The organism is Paenibacillus sp. J22FR21 (genome assembly GCF_056269135.1).
Genome location: NZ_JBWDNJ010000004.1, coordinates 174,232 through 196,966 on the forward strand (window position 1 = coordinate 174,232; position 22,735 = coordinate 196,966).

The window sequence follows — 22,735 nt, forward strand, 5'->3', positions numbered from 1 at the left end:
ACGCTTGCTTAATCTATTGAGAAAACTTGTATGTCATAATACCACTATAATGTTGCACGAAAGGGGAACATAAGCGCTTGAAAAAGAAAATATTAATCGTCGATGACGAGCCATCAATCTCCACATTGCTTGAGTTTAACTTAAAACTTGCCGGATATGAAGTGCGTTGCGCTTCAGACGGAGAAGCTGTGTTCGACTTCCTTAAACCGTTTCGTCCTGATCTCATCGTGTTGGATCTTATGCTCCCCAAGATGGACGGACTGCAAGTATGCCGCGAGCTTCGCAAACAAAATAACGTCGTTCCCATTATCATGTTAACTGCGCTCCACGATGTAAGCGACAAGATTGCAGGACTTGATCATGGCGCTGACGACTATATGACCAAACCATTCTCGCCGCAAGAGCTGCTCTCCCGCATTCAAGCCATATTGCGCAGAACACAGGCGCTGCCGGGATCAGGCGAATCAACAACGCATACGATTGGTCCACTAACCGTTCTGTCCGAGCAACGTGAAGTTCAGCTCGAAGGCAAGTCTGTGGAATTGACCCCTAAAGAATTTGAACTTTTACTTTACTTATGCCGTCACCGCGGGAAAGTACTTAGCCGTCAGCAGCTGTTGCACGGTGTGTGGGACTATCATTTTCTCGGCGACACACGCATCGTTGATGTGCATATCAGCCATCTACGTGATAAAATCGAAAAAAATGCGCGAACGCCTGAATATATCATGACGGTCCGAAACGTTGGCTATAAACTCTCCGGACCGGGAAGCAGCACATCTACTGCTGATTCGTCATTAGCGTAACGCATGCACACCTATATGCACTCAACAAGACCGCCGACCTTCCACGAATGGAAGAATCGGCGGTCTTGTTGCTTTGCCTATTTATCATGATTTCGACTACTAGCCATTGCGCTTCTGGAAATCGCCCATGAAATCTGCAAGTGCCTTGCAGCTCTCAAGCGGTACAGCATTGTATGTCGATGCCCGCAAACCGCCAACACTGCGATGACCTTTCAAGCCAACAAAACCTTGCTGTTCGGATTCCTTCACGAACTGCTTCTCCAGCTCTTCCGAACCGAGACGGAACGTGAGGTTCATGAGCGAACGGCTATTCACGTCTGCAAAGCCGCGGTAGAAGCCGCCGCTGTTATCGATGGTATCGTAGATCAGCTTTGTTTTGTCGCGATTGAATTGCTCCATCGCCGCAACGCCGCCTCTCTCCTTCACCCATTTCAACATGAGGCCAACCAGATATACCGAGAAAGACGGCGGTGTATTGTAGAGGGAATTGTTCTTCACATGTGTATCGTAGCGAAGCATCGTCGGGATCGTTTTCGGGCTCTCCGAAACCAAATCCTCGCGTACGATAACAATCGTTACCCCGGATGGTCCCAGGTTCTTCTGTGCACCGGCATAAATCATACCGAATTTGCTGACATCGACCGGACGGCTGAGAATATCACTCGACATATCGCCGATCAGCGTCACATTGCCGGTTTCCGGATAAGCCGCAAATTGCGTGCCTTCAATCGTTTCATTCGACGTAATATGCAGATATGCGGAATTTGTCGGGAGTTGCAGGCTGCTTAGGTCTGGAATGCGATTGAACTTATCCGATTCCGATGAAGCTACGATCGCGGTTTCGCCAAACAGCTTCGCTTCCTTGATCGCTTTGTCTGCCCAGCTGCCTGTGTTAACGAATGCCGCAGTTTGGCCTGCATGCAACAAATTCATCGGGATCATAGCAAATTGCGTACTTGCTCCACCTTGCAGGAATAGTACCTTATAATTGCTTGGAATTCCGAACAATTCGCGAAGGAGCGACTGCGCGCCGTCATTAACCTCTTCAAAAATGCTGCTGCGATGGGACATTTCCATAATGGACATGCCTGCACCTGCATAATCAATAAATTCCTGTTGTGCCTGCTGCAATACTTCCAGCGGCAATGCCGCTGGTCCGGCATTAAAATTATACGCACGATTCGTCACTGTAGCTCACTCCACTCTTCAATTTGCTTATCCGTATGATAGCAAGTTTCACGCTTCGCATCAAGTGTAAAAAGTCGAACAAAAACCAACAGTTTTATTACGAATATTCGGATTTAGCGTTTTTTATGAATAATGAAAAGCGAGCTCTCCGTGAGAGAGCTCGCTGAAAGTAATTTGTAGAATAAGTTCGGATTAGCAGTCGAAGTATAGGCTGTACTCGTGCGGGTGAACACGGATTGCAACAGCTTTCGCTTCAGCACGCTTCAGTTGTACGAAGTTGTCGATGAAGTCTTTGGAGAATACGCCGCCTTCAGTCAAGAACTCGCTGTCAGCTTCCAAAGCGTCAAGCGCTTCATCAAGCGTTCCTGGAACCGAGCGAATTTCTTTCTTCTCTTCTTCAGGAAGATCATAAATGTTTTTATCGAATGGACCATAACCAAGAGCAACTGGGTCCAGCTTGCGCTTGATACCGTCAAGACCTGCAAGCAGCATCGCTGCGAATGCGAGGTATGGGTTAGCTGTGGAGTCCGGTGTACGGAACTCGATACGGCAGCCTTTCGGCGTAACTGCAGCAACCGGGATACGGATTGCAGCGGAACGGTTACCCTTCGAGAATACAAGGTTTACTGGCGCTTCGTAGCCTGGAACAAGACGCTTGAAGGAGTTCGTCGACGGGTTTGTAATTGCGATCAACGCCGGAGCGTGGTGCAAAATACCGCCGATGTAGTGCATAGCCAGTGGGCTCAGGTTTGCATAAGCACCTTTGTCATAGAACAGTGGGGAATCACCGTCAAAGATGGAGGAGTGAACATGCATTCCGCTGCCGTTGTCGCCGAAAAGCGGCTTAGGCATAAATGTTGCAACTTTGCCCCATTGGCGAGCAACGTTGTTGATGATGTATTTGTATTTCATAAGGTTGTCAGCTGTTTTAGTCAGCGTATCGAAACGGAAGTTGATTTCAGCTTGACCAGCTGTTGCAACTTCGTGGTGATGACGCTCAACGCGAAGGCCGGATTCTTGCATGATGCGAACCATTTCGCTGCGGATATCTTGTTGGGAGTCAACAGGAGCAACCGGAACGTAGCCGCCTTTTACAGGAATTTTGTAACCAAGGTTACCGCCTTCTTCTTTACGAGCCGTATTCCAGCCAGCTTCAGCGGAATCCACTTCGTAGTAGGAAGTGTTCATTTTGCTTTCGTAACGAACTTCGTCGAAAATGAAGAACTCGGACTCAGGTGCGAAGTATGCTGCTGTTCCCACGCCGGACTTCTGTAGGAATTCTTCTGCTTTCTGAGCGATGCCGCGCGGATCGCGCTCATAGCGCTCGCCATCTGGCGTATGAATGTTACACATAATATTCAATGTTGGGTGATCTGTGAACGGATCGATGAAGCTGGACTCTGTGTCCGGAATCATAACCATATCAGACTCTTCAATACCGCGGAAACCCGGGATCGAGGAACCGTCAAAAGCTACGCCGTTAACAAAAGTGTCGGCATCTACTTCCGTGGAAGGAAGTGTGATGTGGTGCGCGTGGCCGGAAAGATCCACGAAACGGAAATCTACAAACATGATGCTGTTCTCTTTAATAGTGCTCAATACGTTTTGAACTGACATTAGGTATTTCCTCCATTTCCGAACATTTGCGATGTGTAGGACATTAATTGTTCAACTTCTGATCTGAAACTATGATTGTTATTATAGGGTTTCAAGTTTAATACCGTCAATAGTCATGTAAGGTATTTTTTAAAGCACTTGTTAGATAACTTCACATAATTGTCAGATTGTTGAAATCCCCTGTATTGACGCCAAAAACAAGAAGCTGCAGCCCCCATAAATGAAAGGTCGCAGCTTCTTATATTCCGATAATTATACAATGGCATGAATTATTATTTGATCCAAGTATTGAAATATTCAGCTGGCTCTTTAGGTGTGTCGAAGCGTCTGCCTACTAATTTTCCCAGCTGTTCCAATTCTTTTAGAAGGTTCGCGAATTGGTCAGGGAACAACGATTGAACGCCATCGCCCGTCATGGAATTATCAGGATCTGTATGCATTTCAATGATAAGACCGTTTGCACCCGCAGCAACAGAAGCTTTCGACATCGGCTCAACCAGCTCGCGACGACCTGTTCCATGGCTCGGATCCGAAATAACCGGCAGATGGCTGAGTGATTGCAGCACCGGAATCGCGGCCAAGTCGAGCGTATTTCTAGTATAGGTCTCGAAAGTACGAATACCGCGCTCACAAAGCATAACGTTCGGATTTCCGCCGGCAAGAATATATTCGGCAGCGTTCAAGAATTCATCATAGGTTGCACTGAAGCCCCGTTTAAGCAGAACCGGCGTCTTCACCGTACCCAGCTTCCTCAGCAAATCAAAGTTCTGCATGTTACGTGTGCCAACTTGCAGAATATCAGCATACTCACAGCAGATATCTACGTATTCCGGCGTCATTACTTCCGTAATCGTGAGCAGCCCATGCTTGCGGCCTGCTTCCGCCATCATTGCGAGCCCTTCAACTCCAATACCTTGGAAGCTGTAAGGTCCTGTGCGCGGTTTAAACGCACCACCGCGGAGTATTTGGCCGCCGGCAGCTTTCACCAGTCTGGCAATCTCATCGATCTGCTCCGGTGTCTCTACTGCGCAAGGGCCGCCCATAATGGCTAGATGCTCCCCGCCGATCTTCACGCCTTTAATTTCAATGACCGTATCGTCCGGATGGAAGTCGCGGCTGGCGAGCTTATAGGACTTCGAGATCTTGATGACGTTCTCGACGCCTTTCATTTGACGAAGATGCTCAGCCAAGGTTGGCTCTGCTTTCCCGATAATACCGATAACCGTCCGGTCTGTCCCGCGGGAAACATGCGCCTGCACCCCCGCTCTCTCGATATGCTGCACGATCTCACCAATTCGCTCTTCCGTTACATTATTTTGCGTAATTACGATCATAAGTTCGACTCCCTCTCTATCACGCTTAGACGCGTGTTCGCTTCGACGCTTTTATGCTGTTAGGCTTTTATGCTTTTAATCGCTAAAGCAAATATACATGAAAAAACCGGCCTCGTCAAGAGACCGGCTTGCTGTCCTATGTTTTATTCCGTGACTGGCTTCACTTCGACAGATACCCGGCGAAGCTTTCTTTTCTCCTTGCGTTTATTGGCCACGTACTGCAGCGTCATCTTCACAGGGAAATAGAATAGCGCGCCAAGCACCATACCATCAATAATTCCGCCCACTATCAGCTTTAAATTAACAAGCAGCATGTGGTCGAGCCATTCCGGCGCTAAAGGCACCGAAATTTTGATATGGTTCGGAAGAACCCAGCCGCCAACCATACTATTGATAAATGCGACTGGAATAAAGATAATTTTGCCAAAAACAAAACCGATCAATGCGCCCGCCAAACTGGCATTCATCATATAGATCAGTGGGAAAATCAGGAAAAAGGCTAGCCCGTAAGTTGGTAAAGTAAACATTTCGACAAAAATACCGATAGCGAAACCGAGTGCTACAAACGATGGGCCGCCTGGTGCCCGCATAAGCTGCGTATATTTCAATTTGAGCCAACGTTTCATCGAGCGCGGTTTGCTTGAAGTCGTCATTTGAGTAGCGCCCCTTTCACTCACAGCGACGATTTCACTCGCACAGTAGGCAACAATTTGTTCATGTTGACTGTACGCCGTGCTTCCCAGGTAGAGGAATCCTCGTCGTTAAACTGCTCCAGGTAAGCGATGACTTCCTTTGTTAACGGTGTCGGTGTCGATGCCCCTGAAGTTACAGCTACCCGCTTCTTGCCTTTCAACCACTCCACATCAATCTCCGATACATCCGAAACGCGGTAAGCCGGCACGCCGGCAATCTCTTCCGATACCTGCGCAAGCCGGTTGGAATTGTTGCTTCTGGGATCGCCTACCACGATACATAGCTCGGCTTCCTTGGCTTGTTCCGCAACCGCTTCTTGCCGAACCTGCGTCGCCAAGCAAATTTCATTATGGATTTCTGCTGTAGGGAATGTCTTCAGCAGCTTGCTGATCAAATGCCTGATGTCCCATTGCGACATCGTCGTCTGATTCGTAATAATGATTCGATCGCTGCTTAACGCAAGCGCATCAATTTCATTCTCACGCTCTATGAGATGAACATGATCAGGTGCAATACCGATGGCGCCTTCCGGCTCCGGATGCCCCTTCTTGCCGATGTAGATGACCTCGTAGCCCTCAGAAACCTTCTCCCGGATCAGATCATGGGTTTTGGTTACATCCGGGCAAGTGGCATCCACGACCGTCAAGCCTCTGTCCCTCGCGCGTCTGCGTACTTCCGGAGAAACACCATGCGCTGTGAAAATAACGGTACCGCTCGAGATTTGTTCTAATATTTCCAAACGGTTCTCGCCGTCAAGCGTAATGATGCCTTCTTGTTTAAACGCTTCTGTCACATGACTATTATGAACGATCATGCCCAAAATATAGATCGGCCGCGGCAAGTCTAAATTTTTGGCGGTTTGCAACGCCAGAACCATGGCATCAACGACGCCGTAGCAATAACCACGCGGTGAAATTTTCACAATTTCCATACTGCTTGCACCTGCTTTCCTGCTAAACCAGTGTTCACGGACAGGCCTCTTTAAGACCCAGTTCTATTTATTATACTTCATTCGACTTCTCGTGGAAAGCAATCGGAAGCCATACGACAAATGTCGTTCCCGCACCTTCTCGCGTCGAAACCTCGACCGAACCGCCATGCTCATCAATAATCCACTTGGCAATCGACAATCCCAGGCCGGTTCCGCTCGTTTCACCGCGCGATTCATCTGCACGATAGAATCGTTCGAAGATGTAAGGAACCTGCTCGTGGTCCATGCCAATTCCGGTATCTTTGATGACAATGCCGGCTTGATCGCCGGATACAATGGCACGCAGCTCTACATATCCGCTAGGTGTGTACTTGAACGCATTCTCGACGAAGATAAAAAAGAGCTGACGAAGAAAATCGGCATGCGCATTTACTTCTACGTTTGAAATGGCATCAAGGTTCCCGATTTTCCATTCTGCTTTTCTTGGAAGCAGCTGTGCCTTACGTGCCACGTCCTCCACCAGCGGCAGGAGCGGCTGCACGGACTTCTCCATTTGGTAGCCGGCATCTGCGCGCGCAAGGGACAATAGATCATTCACAAGGCTGGACATTCGTTTCGCTTCGCCTGCGATATCCAGCATGGATTCGCGCGTCAGCATCATCCTACTGCGTTCTTGTTCACTTAATTGCGGCATGCCTTCACCGTCTGCATCGGTTCCCTGAGTTAACGTCGGCAGCCACATCCGCTCCAGCAGCTCGATATTTCCGCGAATCGTCGTAAGCGGTGTGCGAAGCTCATGCGATGCATCGGAGACAAATCGCCTTTGCGCTTTGTAGGCTTCGTTCAACCCATTGTAGGTCGTTTCGATACGGCCTAACATGCCGTTTAACGTATCGACCAAGCGTCCAAGCTCATCGTTAGGTGGTCCTTCTCTCGGAATACGCACGCTGAGATCAGAACCATTCTGGATTCGGTCACTCGCACGAATGACATTCTCAATCGGCCGCAGCGCCTGACGCGCAAGAAATAACCCAATCGTAAAGGCGATGAGTACGACGATAATCAGGGAAGAAATCAAGGTCGTCCGCAGCTCGGTCAGAAACTTATCTTCCCTGCCTGAATAAGCCGCAACCTGCAGCAATCCGAATATTTCATTATTTTGCTTCAAAATATGCCGATATACGAGAAACGGATAAGGTCCTGCCTTTACATGCTCAAACCCTTCGTAGCTATCGTTGATTTCCTTTACGTCCGGCTTAGGGAGAAGCTGGTCGATCCTGCGCAGGTTCGACGTCGTCTTGACGACACCATTCTTATAATTATCAACTTGAATAAACATCTCGTCATCGCCGATAACGAAATTCGGCGTTTGATAATTACCGAACATATCCAGCGTGGACGTAATATTGATCGCATTGACTTGCTGCTCGATCTTGGCTCTCATTTCCTTGTACGTGTTGTAGTTGACGAAGAAATAGATGGCGACCCCAAACGCAATAAGCGTGACTGCCAATATCACCGAGTACCATATTGTGAGCCTTAAGCGAATCGACATGGAATCAGCCTCCTTCGCCTCTAAGCACGTACCCGGTGCCCCGAACCGTCTGAATCAAGCGCGGGCTCTTGCCGTCTTCCGTCTTCTGGCGCAGCATGGCAATATAAACCTCCAGCACATTGGATTCGCCGCTGTAATCAAAGCCCCATATTTTGTCCATAATCGCATCGCGGGTCAGCACTCGCCGCGGATTCTGCATCAGCAGCTGAAGCAGGTCGAACTCCTTCGCAGTGAGATCAATTCGGCGTCCGGAACGAATCGCTTCGCGCGAATCCAAATCCAGCGTCAAGTCTTCAAACTGCAAGCTGCTCGAGTTCTCTTCCAGCTTGTCGGTTTTGCGTCGAAGCAGCGCACGCACACGAGCCAGAAGTTCCTCCAGCGCAAACGGCTTTACCAAATAATCATCTGCGCCCAGATCCAGTCCGCGCACACGGTCAGTGATATCGTCCTTTGCCGTCAGCATCAGAATCGGCACGGTACTTCCGCCTTCACGAACCCGGCGGCAAACTTCCCAGCCATCCAGCTGCGGCATCATGACGTCCAGAATGAGCAAATCCGGATCGCTTACGAGCATTTGCTTCAAGCCCTCATGCCCATTGTTCGCCGTCGCGACCTCATAACCCTCAAATGCCAGGCTTCGTCGAAGCAGAGAAGTTATTTTATCATCGTCATCCACTACTAATATATGCGCTCTCATCCTAATCCCCCATCGTCAAACAACTAGTTTTTCCTTCCAAAACCTGCCTACATATTATAGCGCAACACCGGTTTCCCACGAAACAGCTTGTCCGTATTCTTCCATAAAAGAAGCGCAGACAGTCTATGCGACTGTTTGCGCCCGGGTAACACTGTTCGATTGCTAATGCTGCTGATATTGTTATTGCTGGCTTGCAAACTCATTCTTATTGCCTACGGTTACTTTCAGATCCATCTTCTCACCGTTACGAATAATGTTGAGCGTTGCGGTGTCTCCTACCGCTTTCTTCTGGATTTGAGCAATCAAATCTTCACGGTTGCTGTATTTAGTGCCGTCCAGACCGGTGATAACGTCATATTGTCTCAGATCTGCCATATAAGCAGGCGATTTGTACAGTACGCTCGATACGATCGAGCCTTCTTTGCTGGATAAACCAAGCTCTTTGGCGATTTCATCTGTAATCTCAGCCAAGTTCGCCCCGATGAATGGAACCGGCTTCTTCGGAATTTCTTTATTCGCTTTCAGGTTCTCCAGCACTTCTTGAATCGTGCTTGTTGGGATTGCGAATCCAATGCCTTGTGCCTGCGAGCTTACGGCCGTATTAATACCGATTACTTCACCTTGCAGGTTGAGCAGCGGTCCGCCCGAGTTACCCGGGTTAATGGAAGCGTCCGTTTGCAGCAAATGCTCGTATTGACGCGTGCCTTGGGAATCCGGAATGCTGATCGGGCGTTCCTTGGAGCTCAATACGCCGACTGTTACCGTATGGTCAAAGCCATATGGATTACCGATCGCGACAACCCAATCTCCAATATTGATCTTGTCGGAGCTGCCGATTGGGAGTGTCGGGAAGCCTGTTCCTTCTACTTTCAATACCGCTAGATCCAAGTTGTAATCAGAGCCAAGCTTCTTGGCAACAAGCGGTTTATTGTGACCTTGCACGGTTACTTGAATTTCATCGGCATCGCCGATAACGTGCTGGTTCGTTAAGATGTAGCCAGTGGAATCGAAGAAGAACCCTGTGCCGATTCCTTCCGGCGTTAATTCGCCGTTGCCTTGATCGGCGCCGCCTTGTCCGGAACCATCGCCCTGCCCTTGGTCGCCTTGACCGCCTTGGTCTCCGAAGAATTGGCTGAAGAAATCATCCATCGAATTGCCTTGCGTGCCTCCGCCGCTGCGTTGCTTCGTGAAGGTCTCGATCTTAACAACAGCCGGACTTGCTTTCTCAAACAGCTGTGCAATATTGTTTGGTCTAACCACATCGGCCGCTGCCGATACTTTGCCGTCATCGCCTGCTTTACCCACCGCGGAGCTTGCTTGCTCCGAGGATTGCGAGAGCGCTTGATCAGCAGTGAACCAATTCTGCTTATCCGATACGAACATAAGTGAACCAACAACGATTACGCCGGCGAGGAAGGATGCAAACATCGCCTTGAATGGACTGCGTTTGGTTTCTTTCATTTGCCAGCCGCCGCGCGCTGCGGATTGTGATGGTGCGAATGCACGAAGCTGTGCAGGCGGCGTAACTTCAACCGAGTTATGCAACCCATCCGGGCTGCCGCCAAATCCGCCTTGGGCAGCAGCGTTAGCAGTTGAGTCGCCGCTGACCGGTCGTTGCGGCGGTTCAGAATCGGCAGCTCCGGATTTGAATGGTCCGTATGAATAGTAGTAAGAGCTCTTATCGGTTTCCTCATGCGGCTTACCTTCGTTTGCGTTGTACGGCTGGTGATCTTTATCGCGATTATCTTCGTTATGGTTACTGTTATTTTCATTGTTGAAGAAATCCTCGTAACCATTATTTTTTTTGTTTTGATCGTCCATTGTTTATTCCTCCTCAAATGTTTTCCCATGTTTGTTAAGTTTGTAATAAGTGCTTTATGTTCTTGCTTGTGATTGGCTTAGCGAATCATTCAGCTTTCATAGTTCTATCATGCACAATCTACCTTAAATCAAACTTAAAATTGTTATAATGTAACATAAAAAAACCGGGCTTGGCTGAATAATCAGCCTTACCCGGTTATCGCTCAATCTGCGACTCTCTCATTGCAGCAATCGTTGCTCTACTTCGCCCAGCACTTCCTTCGCTTTCGTCACCCATTTGGACTCGACTTCGGCATCCGGATCGATCGGCTCCTGAAACTGATCGATTAAACTGCCGAGCGCCCTCGGTTGAGCGTGCTTATCCAAACCTTCATTGTATAGATGCTTCAGTACGAATGGCTGCCCCATTCTGATTTTGGCGTCAAGGTCCTGTGTATCACTGTCGATATTGCCGTTTATCACATCGAAAGGCATTCGCAGCCACACTTTATGCGCTTCATCCAGGTAGCGGTCAAAGTAGCCATGCTCATAATCCCAATTCCCGCCAAGCGAGAACTCGTGCTCCTCCAGCATGCTTCGGACTTCCGTAAATTCCTTCTCACTCGATTCCAGCTTGAATTCAAGGGGGATCATCGCTCTATATTCTCCTCCTGGCCTAATGTTTACCGTTAGCTTGCCCGGAGTGAATGCCTGCTATCCCGTCTTTACCCAACCTTTACGATGCGCGTATACGGCAAGCTGCGTTCTGTCTTCCAGCTCGCATTTCATCAGAAGGTTGCTGACATGCGTTTTGACCGTCTTAATGCTAATATGAAGCTCTTCCGCAATTTCCTTGTTAGCCATCCCTTCGGCAATAAGAAGAAGCACTTCTTTCTCCCGGTCCGTCAGCCCTTCATCTGCCCCTTGCGTACTCCGCTGACGCAGCCCTCTCGTAAGTGCCTGCGAGACATCATGCGTCATGACCGGCATTCCTTTGGCCGCTCCATTGAGCGCGTAGATAAGCTCCTCTGCCGAAACGGTCTTCAATACATAACTAACCGCACCCGCTTCAACTGCCGCTACAACCTTCTCATCTTCAAGGAAGCTTGTGAGCATGACGATCTTGAGCTCAGGAAATTCCTTCATTATATGGCGAGTTGCTTCAACGCCGTCCATCACCGGCATCATTAGATCCATAAGGACCAGCTGCGGCGGCCCGTCTTGTATGCCGGCCTTCAGCATATCCAGCGCTTCTTTACCGTTAGCCGCTTCGGCGATGACTTCGAATTTCGGATCCAACATCAAGTACGTGCGCAATCCCGCTCGAACCATATCATGATCGTCGACAATCATTATTTTCCAACTGTTATTTGAACTCATCGCTAAGGTTCTCTCCCTTATTCAAATAATTAGGTAATGTCACTCTGACTCTCGTTCCGCTTCCCGGCTTACTAATGATGGAGGCATCACCGCCGAGCTTGTTAGCCCGCTCCCGCATCGTCGATAACCCATATGAGCCTCGCTTCACTTGATCCGCCCGGAAACCGGCACCGTCATCCTGCAAAGTCATCACGATTTGCCGTTCCGTCTCCGCTACCGTCAACAGTGCTGTTTGCGCGCCTGCATGCTTCACGATATTTGCCATCGCCTCCTGCACAATCAGGAACAACTGGTGCTCTTTCGCTTCAGACAGCTTCTCCCGCACACGCCATTCGAGTACACCTTGCAGCCCGTTCTGACGGCAGTAGTCCGGGAACCATTTGTCTAGCGCTTCTTGAAGCGACCTGCCCTCAAGCTCCATCGGTCTAAGCTGAGCAATAAACCCGCGCATCTGCTTCTGCGCCATCGACGACATGGAGATCAACTGCTCCATCACGTCACTTGCCCGGCTCGGGTTGAGCTCCAGCAGCTTCGGAAGAGAAGATGCCGACATATGTATAGCGAACAGCTGCTGCGAAACCGTATCGTGGAGATCGCGCGCAAGCCTTCTGCGCTCTTCCAGCACCGCCGCTTCATTCGAAGCGGTTTCCCTCATAACCTGTTCTTCACCGGAGCGCTGAATCCAGTGCATCCGCTCATCGAGCGACTCCATCATATCGTTGAATTCGCGGAACGCCGGCGTAAACGAACCTTCTTCCGGCAATCGTGAGCTGTAGTTTCCGTGTGCTGCCTGCTTCAAGCCAAGCACGAGCAAATCCATTTGACGCTGAATCCGCTGTGCTGCCCAATACCCGAATACGGCGCTGATCAATAAGAAAAGCACAGCAACGCCGATCCACAGCGACCTGCTGTACCCTTTTGCCGTCAATTCGGTCCCAAACTGCCAGAGAAATACCGAAATCGTCGATGAAGCCAGAAATAGCAAAATCATATCCCACTTGTTATTGCGAAACAATCGAACCATCATGTGCGCATCACCCTACCTTCGTAACGCGCACATCACCGATAAACGTACTGACGTGGAGCCTGATTTTCTTGTCATTCTCTTGAAAATAAGGCGTTTCGATATCCATATTCTTAAAAATTCCGCCTTCTTTATGTTCAAGCACCGCTACATCGCCGATAAAGGCGCTGGAAACGACGTGCACGCCGATTTCATAATCGTCAGGCAAATACACTTTAACGTCGCCTATAAAGGAAGAGATATTAATTGTGGTCTCGCCCGGCAGTATTTGCGCCTTCGTCAGATCAAGCACAGTGTCACCGATAAAATGGGAGATATTCATCGGCTTGAGTTCCCAATAATCTTGGCCCAAATAAATGTCGCCGATAAAACCCGATCGCGTCTGCACGTTTGGATCATGATTCCACCACTCTACGCGACCATTCCGGTGATGGTGCCTGGCATTTCGCAAATGCCTTTCTTGGCGCTCCTTGACATTATTCGCGTGCCTCTCGAAGTGCTCCCTGGTTCTGGCAGCTTGTTCTTCCCACTTCTGCCTCTTATGCTGCAGCTTCGTATACGCTTCGTTAGGACGAACAGGCGGTATGACTGCTTCGCCCTCTGCCTTCATCTCCGAATGTGCCTCACTCACGTCGTTAGGTGCGGGAACCTCAGAAGACGGCTTCGTCGGATCCGGATGAAGCGGCGGTGCCGGAGGAATGTCTACATGAACTTGACCGTAATTGTAGGCTTTCCAATCCTCGCCCGGATTCTGCTCTTTCTTCTTCGGCTTCGGTTTAAGAATCATCCGTAAACCGAATATTATAAGCACCAACGGCCCTACGAATTGCATCACATCGCCGACCGACCAGGCAAACCATTCTAAGTTACGCCCCAGAAATACGAAGCCGACGATGAGCATGATCGCTGAACCGAAGAACGATCCACTTCCGTGAACAGCTCGCTGCAGCATCCCTTGGATGCCAAGGAACAACAGCAGCAACGGCCAATAGGTGGAAACCACCATTGCGATATCGAAATCGACTACGCCGCTTTGTCTTAACATTAAGCCTACGCCCATTACTATAATGAAGAGGCCCCACATAAACCGACTTATAAAATTCCCGTTCATTGCCGCCACCAGCTCCCAATCGCATCTGCAAAGGTTTGTACTCCAAGTATAACAGGTGCCGCAAGCGACATAAAAGGGTCTCACGGTTGACCCCTTCCTACGTCTGGAGACGGAGCGGATACGTGTTCTTTTTCAATTGGACGAGTTGATGTTAGGTCTTATCACTTCACTCGTTGACATCATTAACACGGCACTTATATAATGGGTTTCGGATTGGAATGAGAGATAAAACCTAACATGACATACTAGAGGAGATGAGAGCATGGATTTAGCCACTCTGTCCGCCGGGCTGGATACAATTTGGGTCGTGCTGACAGCGGCAATGATTCTACTCATGGAAGGCGGCTTCGCGCTTCTGGAAGCAGGCTTCGTGAGGCAGAAAAATGCAGTCAGCATCATTATGAAGGTATTCGTGGACATCGCCTTCGGCGCACTAATCTTTTACTTCATCGGATTCGGCCTGATGTACGGGAAAGATGCAGGCGGTTTAATTGGAACAACCGGCTTCTTGCTAGATGGAGATATGTCTCATATTTCGCTCAACATCTCCCACGAGACTTATTGGCTGTTTCAATGCGCTTTTGTAATCGCCGTTATTTCCATTGTGTCCGGGGCGGTTGCGGAACGCATTCACTTTAGAGCTTATATCTTGTACGCGATCGCGATGACCGGTTTAATCTATCCGGTTGCCGGACACTGGGTTTGGGCGGTTGGCGGCTGGCTTGGCAAACTTGGCATGATCGACTTCGCCGGATCCGCAGTTATCCATGCGTTAGGCGGTTTCGCAGCACTCGCTGCAGCGATCTTCATCGGACCGCGTATCGGTAAATTTACACCTGAAGGCAAAAGCAATATCGTTCCTCCTTCCAATCTGCCACTCGCATCAGTTGGTGCATTCATCCTTTGGTTTGGCTGGTTCGGCTTCAACTCCGGCAGTACACTCAGCGCCACGAACGGCTCCATCGGCCATATCGCAGTTACAACTATGCTGTCTGCCGCAGCAGGCGGAGCAATATGCATCCTCTTCACTATGATGCGTTATAAGAAAGCCGATCCGCCGATGGTTATCAACGGATCGCTTGCAGGTCTGGTCGGGATTACAGCTGGCTGTGCTTTCGTTTCCGATGGCGTGGCCATCTTGATCGGCTCGGTATGCGGCATTGCAATGGTCCTCGCAACCGAGTTTCTCGAGAGCAGAGGCGTCGACGATCCCGTTGGCGCGTTCGCCGTACACGGCGTCAGCGGCAGCCTTGGCACACTGGCAGTTGGACTCTTCGCCCTGCCCGAGATGACCAAAGGAATCGGACAAGAGTACTATGGCTTGTTCTACGGCGGCGGTTGGAATTTACTGGGTGTACAGGCACTCGGCCTGGTCATCGTCAGCTTCTGGGGCTTTGCACTAACATGGGGCGTACTTCTGCTTATCAGAAAATTCATGCCTGTTCGCGTCTCCAGGGACGAAGAGCTTATCGGACTTGATGTCGGCATCCATGGAGTACCGGCCTATAATCAAGACCATGATTTCCTCGATCTGGATCAGCTGAAGTCACGCAAGTAACAGAAACTACAAAGACGCCGCCTTCTCTCCGGAGTTCAATCTTGGGAGAAGGCGGCGTCTTCCTTTATAGAAACAAAAAAACCGTCCACACGCGGACGGTTACATGTTAATTCATCTCATCATCCATCTCACTCGAGACTTCGATGGTATCAGCAGCATTATTGTTATTATGTAGAATCGTACGAGCTTGCTCCACTTCAAGGCGGAGTTTACGTACTTTCTCCATAGGGCGTTTCACGTAGTGAATGTATTCCACGGCAAGATGATGATCCGGCTTCTTGCCCGTAAGCATCCGGCGAAGTGTCGACATCGATTGATAGGAGCGCTCTTCATGTAGACGACGCTTCTCGTAACGTTCGACCATCTGCACAATTTCCGCAATCTCTTGCTCTCTCTTAGCAATATATGTGTTGAGGAAAGGAATGACTTCAGCTGCTTTACGGTGTCTCAAACGAGAAGGTGGTGTGTAAGTAATTGGTTCTGTCATGACAACTCCCCTGCCTTCGCATGTTATCATTTATCACACTACTTATCTTACACGATCATTTCCCGTTTGGAAACACCTTTTTCATCAAAATACTTGGCAATTATTTGACGCGGATGTCAGCTCCTACGACACCGATCAATCGACCTTCCTCCGAACGAATCGGTACCGAGAGGGTCAAGCAAGGTTTCTTCGTAATCGCCGAGATGTACACCGGTGATGTGAAGGATTTCCCTTCCATCGCCCGCTTCCACCACTCACGACCTTTGGCATTCAACAAACCAGCCTCAGGCTGGGAGAAAATAAACGACCCGTCATCGCGGTTCGACCAAATGGCCTCAATTTCCGGCAATTGCCCAAGCAATCGAGAGAGCTGCTCTTGATGCGCGGATTCGTCAAGCGAGAATAGTCTCGAATCTGCTGCCAGCTTGCTTAGCTTCTCGAGCGTCCCGCTTACGTTTATTTCGCTTTCTTTCACTTCGTGCTTAATGCCGACCTGCCCGATTGCTTTTGTCAGCTCTGAGGATGACTTATGTAAATTAGTGCTGATTCGGTCCAGCTTCTTAATTTGTCTGCGCTGTTTATGTGTAAGCTCAAGTGTCTCGTCTACGCTTCCAAGTGTCTGGTTCACCGCATCGACAACATCCTTTAGCATGCCTGTCGTAGCGTTCATGCTTAGCGTCTGCTGCTTGCTTGCCGTACTGCTCTTGCTGACCAAGCGGTCTACTTCATGAATACGCGAGAAAATCAAATCCATGCGGTTCTTTGTTTGCGCCATCTCTTGTATACCTTGCTCTACTGCGGATCTCTCCAAATCAACGGAGTTAACCACTTGCTTGACCCCGTTCTCAATCTCTTCAACCAAACCGCTGGAGCGTCTTACTGCCTCATGACTTTGCTCCGCAAGCTTCTTGATTTGCTGGGCTACAATTGAGAAGCCTCGGCCAAATTCACCTGCATGCGCAGCCTCAATCGAAGCATTCAGCGCAAGCAGCGATGTTTGGGACACAATCTCTTGGATAAAGCTGTTGATCTCGTTGATCCTCGAAGTTTGTTCAATCAGCTCGCGGATATGACGGTCCATCGTTCCGTTATGCTGCTGCAAATCATTCATCACTTTATCTGTGTTCGTAAGCGAACGACAAACCTCAAGCACAACTTCCTTCGTTTCTTTACTTTCCGTATCGAGCAGCTGCGCCGTGTCGCTGATTTGTTCAGCAGATGCGGCCACCTCCTGCAGCGTCGAGAACGTCTCGCCTATGCGGTCCATGGCACGCTCACTGCATAACCGAAGCTCTCCCTCGGTAACAGCAGATTGATCGGCAATGTCCGTCAGTTGGCCTATGGACTGATTGACTTCCTCTACCGCAGCGGTCAATTGATCCGAAATAACTAATGACTCATTGATTAATTGCGTGAGCACAACATTCTGTTCTGCTTCTTCTTGCTTACTTGGCGTGCCTGGAGTTCGGAAACGCTGCAATAGCGGCATGATATTATCCCCCTTTTTTCGACAATTGGTCAGAATTAACTAATAGTATAGTTCACAGTTTCACAAATGAAAAGAGGGACCCCGCCGGGTCCCTCTCACTTACTGCTTCATTAATGCGGAAGTTATGTTTATTTATCGGCTTTCTGTGAAGCGGCTTTCGTTGTTGCATTTGCTGAGTTTGCTGCGTTTTCTGACGCAAATTCTGCGTTGTATTTACTTTGGGCTGCATTAAATTTATTGTTTTTATTTTTCGCCATTCCTGCTCACCTCCCCGTACAACCAATAGTATGGCAAGGCCGGGAACAGTTTATGTAAGTCGAAAATGAATTATTGTTAAATCATTTTATCGCGCAAAAACTGCTTCGTTCGATGGATTCGAGCTTTAATTGTTCCGACCGGAACCTGCATCACCGCTGCGATTTCAGCATCCTTGAAGCCGTAATAAAATTTGTAAAGCAGCATTACCCGAGACGCCGGATCCAGCAAGTCGAGAAGCTCATTGATCTCGAGCATGACCGCCGCTTCATCTCGATAACCGGCTTCTTGCGACCGATACAGGTGCTCCATTTCACTTGAGGGACGCATCCGGGCTGCTTTCTTATTCAAGTTCAGTGCGATATTGCTTGTGATCACTTTCGCCCAAGAGAAGAGCTTGCTGCGCTCCCTCAGTGTGCCTTGCTTCGTGAGCATACGCACCCATGCTTCCTGAACGGCATCCTGGGCATCCGACTTGTTATGCACCTTCGCATAGGCTACATGAATCATCTCTTTATAGAGCTCAAGCAGCTTGTCCTCATAAGCCTCTAATTGCACTAATACATTTGGCTCTGTGTGAGATGATTCAATGTTCATGGATATCCGCCCTCGACTATAGATGGTAGCGCTTTCAACGTGTATTTTAACATACCTTTTCCGCAAAAAAAAGAGAATATTCAACAAATCGTCGAACATTCTCTCTATGTCGATTAGGACTCAAGCAGCTCTCTTGGGATCGTCTTCTCTGCCGTGACTGCTTCATTCAGCTCATTCAGCCAAGCTTCCGTCAGCTTGCCGTTGCCGCGCCTCAGCACCTTAACGGTCACCTTGCGTTTCCCCCACTGCTTGAATACCTGCTTCCTTGTTTCAAAATACAAATCGATCTTCTTTCCTTTGATCGCAGAGCCGGTATCGGCTACGATACCATATCCATATCCGGGTACGTACAGAAGGGTTCCAATCGGAAACACTTTGGGATCTGCAGCGATTGTCGAAACAAAAGCTCTTCGCACGCGAACGCCCGAATACGTTATCCCGTATTGCGGATGCCCCGGCCGTTTACCTGTCGATTCCACACCTGCCGTGTAGCCTGTTGCTATAACTTGAATGGGCTTGAATGCCTTGGCTTTCGGCTGCTTGCTAATAGGGTGCTGCGTAATTTGCCGCTCAAGCTCCGCCCCCACACTACTCGCTGCGGTACAGTCGGCAAATAACAAGCCGATTATCATCATCATTCCTGCTGTACTGATGGTTAGAACACGTTGAAACGACAAAAAGCTTGTCATCATCTGGGTTGTTATCCTCCTTAGTTCGAAGGATACCCAAGTGCGACAAGCTTTATGCGGCAGCCGGCATCATGTACCAGCGCGGGAAATGATTAGATTTGTTTCTCGGCAATTTGCGTTTTCAGCAATGCAATCAGCTCTGATACCGGCATGGAGCCGAGGTCACCTTCACCGCGTTTACGAACGGAGACGGATTCGGAGCTCGCTTCATTCTCCCCGATAACGAGCATGTATGGTGCTTTCTCCAGCTGTGCTTCACGGATCTTGTACCCGAGTTTCTCATTGCGAAGATCGGATTCAACCCGGATGCCTGCAAGCTGCAGCTTCGCTTCAAGCTCACGTGCATAGGCTTCGTATGCAACCGAAACCGGGATGATTTTGGCTTGAACCGGGGACAGCCACAGTGGCAGTGCACCAGCGAAGTTCTCCAGCAAGAATGCTGTCATACGCTCCATTGTGCTGATGATACCGCGGTGGATAACGACCGGACGATGTTTCTTGCCGTCGTCACCAACGTATTCCAATTCGAAACGCTCAGGCAGCAGGAAGTCCAGCTGTGCAGTCGAGAGTGTCTCTTCTTTGCCAAGCGCTGTCTTGATTTGAACGTCGAGCTTCGGACCGTAGAAAGCCGCTTCACCTTCCGCTTCGAAGAATGGCAGGCCAAGCTCTTCAACAACCTCACGAAGCATCTTCTGCGACATTTCCCACATTTCGTCGTTCTGGAAGTACTTCTCAGTATCCTGCGGATCACGGTAGGATAGACGGAAACGGTAGTCCTTGATGCCGAAATCCTCATAAACTTGACGAATCAGCGTGACAACGCGCGCGAATTCTTCTTTGATTTGATCAGGACGACAGAAGATGTGAGCATCATTAAGCGTCATCGCGCGCACGCGGTGCAAACCTGTCAGCGCACCGGACATTTCGTAGCGGTGCATAGTGCCAAGCTCCGCGATTCGAACCGGAAGGTCGCGATACGAGCGCATATCGCTCTTGAACACCATCATATGATGCGGGCAGTTCATCGGACGAAGAACGAGCTCCTCGTTGTCCATGATCATTTTCGGGAACATATCCTCGCTGTAGTGCTCCCAGTGTCCGCTTGTTTTGTATAATTCAACGTTAGCCAGCACAGGTGTGTAGACATGCTGATAGCCCAAGCTTTCTTCCAAATCTACGATATAACGCTCCATTGTTCTGCGCAGACGTGCACCGTTTGGCAGCCACAGCGGAAGCCCTTGACCCACTTCACGGGAGAACGTAAACATCTTCAATTCACGGCCCAGTTTACGGTGATCGCGTTTCTTCGCTTCCTCTAGAAAATGAAGATGCTCATCGAGCTGCGCTTTCTTAGGGAACGCTGTGCCGTAGATACGCTGCAGCATTTTGTTCTTGGAATCGCCGCGCCAGTATGCTCCGGCAACGCTAAGCAGCTTGAATGCTTTAATCTTGCCAGTGGAAGGCAAGTGCGGCCCGCGGCATAGATCGAAGAATTCGCCTTGATCATACATCGTAATTTGCGAATCTGCAGGAAGGTCGCGAATAAGCTCTAATTTGAGCGGATCGGCGATTTCCGTAAAGATAGCAATCGCTTCCTCGCGGCTTACTACGCGGCGACGGATTGCCAGATCCTCCTGCACGATACGTTCCATTTCTTTCTCGATTCTGACCAAATCCTCAGGTGTAAGGGACTGCTCCATATCGATGTCGTAGTAGAAGCCGTCTTCGATGACAGGACCGATACCAAGCTTCACATCGTTATTGCCGAACAGACGTTTAATCGCTTGTGCCATAAGATGCGCAGTACTGTGACGATAGACTTCAAGACCGTCAGCGGATTCAACCGTAACGATTTCCAGAGCAACATCGCCTTCAAGCGGTGTATACACATCTACCACTTTACCGTTTACTTTACCGGCAATCGCGTTCTTGCGCAGACCATTGCTGATGGAACCTGCAACCTCTTCAATTGTAGTGCCCTGCTCGTATTCCCGGACAGCGCCGTCCGGCAGCTTTACTTGAATCGCCATACCCTTCGTTCCTCCTGGATGTGGTTCTTGCGGCCGCATCATGATGCCATCGCAAGACCGAAATTTAACAATCTATGCGGCATGCAGCCAACAAAAAAAGCACGCATCCCGCAAAGGGACGAGTGCTCTAACAGACCCGTGGTTCCACCCTAGTTCAATCAGCGCCTACCAACCTTGCCGGCCACTGATCCTTGTAGACGTCCTATAACGGGAACGGCCCGGTACAGCTTACTTCCAAACTTCACAATGAAGTGAGGGCTCAACTGGACAGCTACAAAGGGGTATATCGCCACTGCATCGCGAGGAAATTTCAGCCTAGGTTCCTCTCTCTGAATCGAGCATCGCTGGGGATACATGTCTTTGTCATTGCTTTTACATGTCAATTATTATAATCTGACACCTGCTGACAGGTCAAGCCTATATTGCGGTACAAATTCTTCTCAAGGAATGACATTGCGCACACGTTTCTCCGAAACGACGTCCGTCGCCTGCACAATAGGCAGTCCTTGCTCATCGAAGAAGTAGCTGCAATGCCCGCACGTGCAGCAGAGCCGCACGCGATGCTCGAATATCGTTTCTAACGTGCGCATCACGGGCAGCTCCGGCTGCCTCGTGTGTATGACAATTTGCTGCGGCGATACCGTGATCAGCGTACTGACGATCATGTCCTCCATGTTCATTTCAGACTCCAGCATTTCCGCTACGATGCGGTCAGCCTGCACGGTTTCCAGCATTTGAAACTCTTGATCGTAAAGCACGAAATCGCTGCCTCCCTTGTGCAATACATGCACGATCGGGAGCTTCACTTCCTGCATCCGGACAAAATATTTGAGCAGCGATATAAATTCCTGGTATTGCTTATCCATCACATATTCGTCTACCGCATAGGCGACGACTTCCTTCAGTTCTTGCCAGTAAGCGGCAAGTCTAAACGTAACGAACCCATCGAGATGCAATCGGGTGTTGCTGCTCAGAAACTGCTCGATCTCATCCGCCACTTTACCCATCCGGCGTTCTCTGTCCGATCGCAGCATAGCCGTATCGGTAGCGTCTTCCTGCACAGCCGGAACAGCGGCGCCGTAAAGAATATTTTGGCAATAGCGCTCGAGCACTTCGATCTCTTTGACCACTTCATAATGAAACTGTTTGCGTATGATCGCCTTTAGCAGCATAGGCTCCAGTTCAGACATAATGTACCGTGCAAAAGCGGTTGCAGATCTTCGGTACATCTGCGGGCCATCCGCAGCGAGCTTGAAGTCTGCAAGGTCAACGAGGCATGATATTTCCATTGTTTCATACTCTGGCCTTGTGAAGCTTACGAACGGAACAGCGGTATCCTTATCGCTATGTAAATCGACAAATTCCTCGCTCAAACAATGGTGCAGTCGATCAATCGCTTCATGGGAAGCCGAAAGCAAAGAAACAGTGAACAGTTCCATAGGCTCACTCCTAAAAGTTTTTGCGAATAGCAGCCAGCTGGTAAGCGGGCTGGAT

Annotated in this window: 21 protein-coding genes; 2 read left to right on the forward strand and 19 right to left on the reverse strand. The window is 49.5% G+C overall.

The genetic code is table 11. The features are described from left to right. Nucleotides 1-77: 77 nt before the first annotated feature. Nucleotides 78-806 carry a response regulator transcription factor gene (locus tag AC0YNS_RS16205; protein ID WP_090981930.1) on the forward strand — a complete coding sequence of 243 codons (729 nt, stop codon included), beginning with the start codon at nt 78-80 and terminating at the stop codon, nt 804-806. A gap of 99 nt (nt 807-905) precedes the next feature. On the opposite strand, the gene serC is transcribed toward AC0YNS_RS16205, so the two are convergent. The 12 genes from serC to liaF all read right to left on the reverse strand — a co-directional run bounded on the left by serC (nt 906) and on the right by liaF (nt 14,136). Then, on the reverse strand, nt 906-1,994 hold the full coding sequence (serC, locus tag AC0YNS_RS16210) for a 3-phosphoserine/phosphohydroxythreonine transaminase (protein WP_475782030.1): 1,089 nt from the start codon (nt 1,992-1,994) through the stop codon (nt 906-908). A gap of 192 nt (nt 1,995-2,186) precedes the next feature. Then, nucleotides 2,187-3,611, reverse strand: coding sequence for a type I glutamate--ammonia ligase (glnA, locus tag AC0YNS_RS16215; protein WP_475782031.1), 1,425 nt, complete (start codon nt 3,609-3,611; stop codon nt 2,187-2,189). A 272-nt stretch (nt 3,612-3,883) separates the two neighbouring features. Further along, nucleotides 3,884-4,945, reverse strand: coding sequence for a 3-deoxy-7-phosphoheptulonate synthase (aroF, locus tag AC0YNS_RS16220; protein ID WP_091220966.1), 1,062 nt, complete (start codon nt 4,943-4,945; stop codon nt 3,884-3,886). 143 nt (nt 4,946-5,088) lie between these two features. Further along, nucleotides 5,089-5,598, reverse strand: a complete 510-nt coding sequence (locus tag AC0YNS_RS16225) for a DUF2062 domain-containing protein (protein WP_475782032.1) — start codon at nt 5,596-5,598, stop codon at nt 5,089-5,091. Between the two features lie 20 nt (nt 5,599-5,618). Continuing rightward, nucleotides 5,619-6,569 carry a 4-hydroxy-3-methylbut-2-enyl diphosphate reductase gene (locus AC0YNS_RS16230; protein ID WP_475782033.1) on the reverse strand — a complete coding sequence of 317 codons (951 nt, stop codon included), beginning with the start codon at nt 6,567-6,569 and terminating at the stop codon, nt 5,619-5,621. Nucleotides 6,570-6,639: 70 nt separating this feature from the next. After that, nucleotides 6,640-8,124 (reverse strand): sensor histidine kinase, encoded by a 1,485-nt coding sequence (locus AC0YNS_RS16235; RefSeq protein ID WP_475782034.1) that lies wholly within the window; start codon nt 8,122-8,124, stop codon nt 6,640-6,642. Between the two features lie 4 nt (nt 8,125-8,128). Continuing rightward, a complete protein-coding gene (locus AC0YNS_RS16240) occupies nt 8,129-8,821 on the reverse strand; it encodes a response regulator transcription factor (RefSeq protein ID WP_475782035.1) in 693 nt (230 codons plus the stop codon). Nucleotides 8,822-9,001: 180 nt separating this feature from the next. Continuing rightward, nucleotides 9,002-10,642: a S1C family serine protease gene (locus AC0YNS_RS16245; protein ID WP_475782036.1), complete on the reverse strand. Its 1,641-nt coding sequence runs from the start codon at nt 10,640-10,642 to the stop codon at nt 9,002-9,004. Nucleotides 10,643-10,861: 219 nt separating this feature from the next. Continuing rightward, nucleotides 10,862-11,275 (reverse strand): YugN family protein, encoded by a 414-nt coding sequence (locus tag AC0YNS_RS16250; protein WP_090981947.1) that lies wholly within the window; start codon nt 11,273-11,275, stop codon nt 10,862-10,864. A gap of 60 nt (nt 11,276-11,335) precedes the next feature. Next, nucleotides 11,336-12,001, reverse strand: a complete 666-nt coding sequence (locus AC0YNS_RS16255; protein ID WP_475782037.1) for a response regulator — start codon at nt 11,999-12,001, stop codon at nt 11,336-11,338. Further along, complete coding sequence (locus tag AC0YNS_RS16260; protein WP_475782038.1) at nt 11,988-13,028, reverse strand: sensor histidine kinase; 1,041 nt, start codon at nt 13,026-13,028, stop codon at nt 11,988-11,990. The genes AC0YNS_RS16255 and AC0YNS_RS16260 overlap by 14 nt, the downstream gene beginning before the upstream one ends. Before the next feature lie 7 nt (nt 13,029-13,035). Then, nucleotides 13,036-14,136 carry a cell wall-active antibiotics response protein LiaF gene (liaF, locus tag AC0YNS_RS16265; RefSeq protein ID WP_475782039.1) on the reverse strand — a complete coding sequence of 367 codons (1,101 nt, stop codon included), beginning with the start codon at nt 14,134-14,136 and terminating at the stop codon, nt 13,036-13,038. A 262-nt stretch (nt 14,137-14,398) separates the two neighbouring features. On the opposite strand from liaF, the gene AC0YNS_RS16270 reads away from it, so the two are divergent. After that, nucleotides 14,399-15,694 carry an ammonium transporter gene (locus AC0YNS_RS16270; RefSeq protein WP_475782040.1) on the forward strand — a complete coding sequence of 432 codons (1,296 nt, stop codon included), beginning with the start codon at nt 14,399-14,401 and terminating at the stop codon, nt 15,692-15,694. A 106-nt stretch (nt 15,695-15,800) separates the two neighbouring features. Here the strand turns inward: AC0YNS_RS16270 and AC0YNS_RS16275 are convergent, their stop codons facing one another. The 7 genes from AC0YNS_RS16275 to AC0YNS_RS16305 form a co-directional block, all read right to left on the reverse strand. Then, nucleotides 15,801-16,181, reverse strand: a complete 381-nt coding sequence (locus AC0YNS_RS16275; RefSeq protein ID WP_475782041.1) for a hypothetical protein — start codon at nt 16,179-16,181, stop codon at nt 15,801-15,803. A gap of 100 nt (nt 16,182-16,281) precedes the next feature. Continuing rightward, on the reverse strand, nt 16,282-17,670 hold the full coding sequence (locus tag AC0YNS_RS16280; RefSeq protein ID WP_475782042.1) for a methyl-accepting chemotaxis protein: 1,389 nt from the start codon (nt 17,668-17,670) through the stop codon (nt 16,282-16,284). 128 nt (nt 17,671-17,798) lie between these two features. Beyond that, on the reverse strand, nt 17,799-17,927 hold the full coding sequence (locus AC0YNS_RS16285; protein WP_256208700.1) for a hypothetical protein: 129 nt from the start codon (nt 17,925-17,927) through the stop codon (nt 17,799-17,801). Nucleotides 17,928-18,003: 76 nt separating this feature from the next. Continuing rightward, a complete protein-coding gene (locus AC0YNS_RS16290; RefSeq protein ID WP_475782043.1) occupies nt 18,004-18,522 on the reverse strand; it encodes an RNA polymerase sigma factor in 519 nt (172 codons plus the stop codon). Between the two features lie 113 nt (nt 18,523-18,635). Beyond that, nucleotides 18,636-19,214, reverse strand: coding sequence for a 3D domain-containing protein (locus AC0YNS_RS16295; RefSeq protein ID WP_475782044.1), 579 nt, complete (start codon nt 19,212-19,214; stop codon nt 18,636-18,638). 89 nt (nt 19,215-19,303) lie between these two features. Further along, nucleotides 19,304-21,241: a threonine--tRNA ligase gene (thrS, locus tag AC0YNS_RS16300; RefSeq protein WP_475782045.1), complete on the reverse strand. Its 1,938-nt coding sequence runs from the start codon at nt 21,239-21,241 to the stop codon at nt 19,304-19,306. Nucleotides 21,242-21,681: 440 nt separating this feature from the next. Then, nucleotides 21,682-22,680 carry a putative sporulation protein YtxC gene (locus AC0YNS_RS16305; RefSeq protein ID WP_475782046.1) on the reverse strand — a complete coding sequence of 333 codons (999 nt, stop codon included), beginning with the start codon at nt 22,678-22,680 and terminating at the stop codon, nt 21,682-21,684. Between the last annotated feature and the right edge of the window lie 55 nt (nt 22,681-22,735).

What these genes read in the sequence shown, in the direction of transcription:
- glnA (WP_475782031.1), bottom strand. Translation starts at nt 3,611, where the DNA reads ATGTCAGTTCAAAACGTATTGAGCACTATTAAAGAGAACAGCATCATG.
- aroF (WP_091220966.1), bottom strand. Translation starts at nt 4,945, where the DNA reads ATGATCGTAATTACGCAAAATAATGTAACGGAAGAGCGAATTGGTGAG.
- AC0YNS_RS16225 (WP_475782032.1), bottom strand. Translation starts at nt 5,598, where the DNA reads ATGACGACTTCAAGCAAACCGCGCTCGATGAAACGTTGGCTCAAATTG.
- AC0YNS_RS16230 (WP_475782033.1), bottom strand. Translation starts at nt 6,569, where the DNA reads ATGGAAATTGTGAAAATTTCACCGCGTGGTTATTGCTACGGCGTCGTT.
- AC0YNS_RS16235 (WP_475782034.1), bottom strand. Translation starts at nt 8,124, where the DNA reads ATGTCGATTCGCTTAAGGCTCACAATATGGTACTCGGTGATATTGGCA.
- AC0YNS_RS16240 (WP_475782035.1), bottom strand. Translation starts at nt 8,821, where the DNA reads ATGAGAGCGCATATATTAGTAGTGGATGACGATGATAAAATAACTTCT.
- AC0YNS_RS16245 (WP_475782036.1), bottom strand. Translation starts at nt 10,642, where the DNA reads ATGGACGATCAAAACAAAAAAAATAATGGTTACGAGGATTTCTTCAAC.
- AC0YNS_RS16250 (WP_090981947.1), bottom strand. Translation starts at nt 11,275, where the DNA reads ATGATCCCCCTTGAATTCAAGCTGGAATCGAGTGAGAAGGAATTTACG.
- AC0YNS_RS16255 (WP_475782037.1), bottom strand. Translation starts at nt 12,001, where the DNA reads ATGAGTTCAAATAACAGTTGGAAAATAATGATTGTCGACGATCATGAT.
- AC0YNS_RS16260 (WP_475782038.1), bottom strand. Translation starts at nt 13,028, where the DNA reads ATGATGGTTCGATTGTTTCGCAATAACAAGTGGGATATGATTTTGCTA.
- liaF (WP_475782039.1), bottom strand. Translation starts at nt 14,136, where the DNA reads ATGAACGGGAATTTTATAAGTCGGTTTATGTGGGGCCTCTTCATTATA.
- AC0YNS_RS16270 (WP_475782040.1), top strand. Translation starts at nt 14,399, where the DNA reads ATGGATTTAGCCACTCTGTCCGCCGGGCTGGATACAATTTGGGTCGTG.
- AC0YNS_RS16275 (WP_475782041.1), bottom strand. Translation starts at nt 16,181, where the DNA reads ATGACAGAACCAATTACTTACACACCACCTTCTCGTTTGAGACACCGT.
- AC0YNS_RS16280 (WP_475782042.1), bottom strand. Translation starts at nt 17,670, where the DNA reads ATGCCGCTATTGCAGCGTTTCCGAACTCCAGGCACGCCAAGTAAGCAA.
- AC0YNS_RS16285 (WP_256208700.1), bottom strand. Translation starts at nt 17,927, where the DNA reads ATGGCGAAAAATAAAAACAATAAATTTAATGCAGCCCAAAGTAAATAC.
- AC0YNS_RS16290 (WP_475782043.1), bottom strand. Translation starts at nt 18,522, where the DNA reads ATGAACATTGAATCATCTCACACAGAGCCAAATGTATTAGTGCAATTA.
- AC0YNS_RS16295 (WP_475782044.1), bottom strand. Translation starts at nt 19,214, where the DNA reads ATGATGACAAGCTTTTTGTCGTTTCAACGTGTTCTAACCATCAGTACA.
- thrS (WP_475782045.1), bottom strand. Translation starts at nt 21,241, where the DNA reads ATGGCGATTCAAGTAAAGCTGCCGGACGGCGCTGTCCGGGAATACGAG.
- AC0YNS_RS16305 (WP_475782046.1), bottom strand. Translation starts at nt 22,680, where the DNA reads ATGGAACTGTTCACTGTTTCTTTGCTTTCGGCTTCCCATGAAGCGATT.